The organism is Micromonospora avicenniae, from assembly GCF_900156065.1.
Taxonomy (GTDB): Bacteria; Actinomycetota; Actinomycetes; order Mycobacteriales; family Micromonosporaceae; genus Micromonospora; species Micromonospora avicenniae.
In genome coordinates, this window is sequence record NZ_FTNF01000054.1 from 1 (window position 1) to 3,068 (window position 3,068).

General features: G+C 67.7%; 1 protein-coding gene. It reads left to right on the forward strand.

The window, feature by feature from the left end; all coding sequences use genetic code 11:
- Positions 1–3,068 (forward strand): DNRLRE domain-containing protein (locus tag BXA10_RS30205; protein WP_139338258.1); only part of this gene is annotated, 3,068 nt, incomplete at both ends.

Sequence of the window (3,068 nt, forward strand, 5' to 3'; positions counted from 1 at the left end):
CGGGACGGTCGCAGCATCGAGCTGGGTCTTTCGGGTGTCGCGAAGGCGGTCACGCCGAAGGTGTCCGGCTCGACGGTGACCTACGCCGGTGTGGCCGGCGGCGCGGACGTGGTCTATGACGTGACCAGCACCGCGTTGAAGGAGAAGATCGTGCTGCGGCAGGCCCCGAGCGGGCCGGTGTCGTACACGTTCACCCTCGACACCGCGGGCCTGGTAGCGCAGCAGCGCCAGGACGGCTCCGTCGCGTTCGTCGGCCGGGACGGCGGCCGGACGTACTTCGAGATGCCGGCGCCGTTCATGTACGACGACAAGGACGACGCGGCCTCCCCGCACGGGAAGGCGTGGTCGGACAAGGTCACCCAGAAGGTGACCCAGTCGGGTGCCATCACGACGATCACCGTCACGCCCGACGCCGGCTGGTTGGCCGACCCGGCGCGTGACTACCCGGTGGTCGTCGACCCGACCATCAAGGTCCAGCCGGTGCCGACCGACGCGCAGGACGTGCAGATCTACTCCGGCGCCACCACGACCAACTACAACAACACCTACCAGCTGAAGGTGGGCACGGACGCCTCCCAGTCGTGGCGGTCCCTGATCAAGTTCGACGTCAGCTCGGTCCCGGCGAACACGCCGATCGACGACGCGCGGCTCGACATGTACTACTCGCAGACCCACTACGCGTGGGGCTTCGACGTGGCGATGGAGGCCCGGCGGGTCACCCAGCCGTGGGTGGAGAGCACCGCGACCTGGGCGAGCATGAACGCCAACATGGCCGCGCAGCCGGCCGGCAACATGGTCACCAAGGACGACGGTGACTCCGGCACGTCGGTGAGCGGCACCTGGTCGTACTCGACCAACACCGCGCTGACGCCGCTGGCGATCAACGGCGACTACCGGTTCAACAGCGACACCACGACCGGCAACACCCACACCTGGGTGCCGACGATCACCGAGTCGGGTGACTACCAGGTCGAGGTTCACTACGTCAGCGAGGCCGACCGGCCGACCAACGCCCCGTACACGGTCTACTACAACGGCGGGTCGAAGACCTACACCGTGGACCAGACCGGTAGCGGGCTCGGCGAGTGGAAGACCCTCGGCGTGCACCCGTTCGCGGCGGGCACCACCGGCAAGGTGGTCCTGGGCGACGTGGCCGGCAAGTCGGTGATCGCGGACGCGGTCCGCTTCACCCGCTGGGGCGTGACGACCAAGAAGGCGGCCGTCTCCAACGTCTGGAGCTCGTTCCCGGTCCGCAACGCCGTGCAGGAGTGGGTCAACAAGACCCAGCCGAACTACGGCTTCATGGTCAAGGCGGTCGACGAGGCGAAGAAGGGCCGCGGCGGCCCGATCTTCGAGGCGTCGGAGTTCGCCTACAACAACGCGCGGCGGGACTACAACCTGCCGAAGCTGGTGGTCACCTGGGGCACCCCGGGCGTGGCGCTGAACCCGCCGACCACGATCACCTCGACGGGTGCCGTCCTCGACTGGCCGGCCTACGCGGGCACGGACATCGCCGAGTACCAGGTGCACCGCAGCATCTACCAGGAGTTCACGCCCTCGTCGGCCACGCTCATCGCGCCGGTCTCCAGCGGTACCCGGACCTACCAGGACACCACCGCGATCCCCACCCCGGCGGACAACACCGACCCGCTGGCGCGGAAGTTCTACTACTACATGGTCGCGGTGAAGACCAAGGACGGGCGGCTGATCGCCGGTCCGACGCAGTCGGCGATCCTGCCGAAGGCGGGTCAGATCACCCGGATCTACCGCACGGGCACCACGGACACGACTCTGGCGGCGGGACGGCCGACGGAGAACGTCGACGTCTACGACGGTGACCCGTACGTCAGCCCCGGCAACAACTCCACCTACTACGGCGACACCCGTGGCGTGGTGAAGTTCCCGACGCTGACCGGCATCCCCACGGACGCCAAGGTCGTCGGTGCCGAGCTGCGGATGTACAACACCTCGCTGTACCCGGGCACGGACACCAACGAGTACGTCGACGTCTACAAACTCAAGCGCAACTTCACCGAGACCAAGGCCACGTGGAACACCTACGACGGTGTCAACGCGTGGACCACGGCCGGTGGTGACTACGACACCACCTGGAAGGCGGACGCCACCGGGTTCACCAACGACCCGGAGTGGGCGGACTGGGACGTCACCACGGCGGTGGACGGTTGGGTGAAGAACCCGGCGAGCAACTTCGGTCTGTTGCTGCGTCAGCGCGACGAGGTCAACCAGACCGCGCGGGCGATGCTGCTGTCCTCGGAGGCGCAGGAGCCGTTGCTGCGGCCGACGCTGGAGGTGACCTACCTCGAGCAGAACGCCGAGTCGACCTACTACGCGGCGTCGACGCCGGAACTGGCGACGCCGAACGCCACGTACACGGTGCCGGTGACGCTGTCCAACCCGACCCTCGCCGCGTGGAACCCGACCGACTGGGAGCTCGCGTACGACTGGAAGCGGGCCGACGGAGTCACCGACGGCGCCGACGCCACCTTCGAGCTGAAGACGGCGTTGCCGAAGAGCGTCCCGGCGGGCGGCACGGTCGACGTGGCCGCGCAGGTGAAGACCCCGCCGTCGTCGACGGACGGGAACAAGCGCACCGACTACGTACTGCAGTGGGACCTGCGCAACAAGCTGACCGGCAAGAAGCTGTCGGAGACCGTTCCGGCGATCCAGCCGCTGCCGCAGAACGTGGCGGTGGAGGAGCCGACCTCGGACCAGTTGGGTCTGGAGAAGTTCTACTCGTACGCGGGGAAGAACACCGGCGCCGGCGGCTCGGTGATGAACAACCTGTACTCCGGTAACACGGTCTGGTCGTACAACGCGTTCAACAACCCGTCGCGGGGTCTGTCGACGTTCGTACGCCTGGCCTACAACTCGTTGGACACCAGCGACACCGTGGCCGGCTACGGCTGGTCGGTGCAGGCGTCCTCGATGATGCGCCTCGGCGCGCCGCTGGATTTCCACCCGAACCCGAACCCCACCAAGGTCACGCTGACCGACGGTGACGGCACCAGCCACTGGTTCACCTGGGACGCGGCGGCCAACGAGTGGAA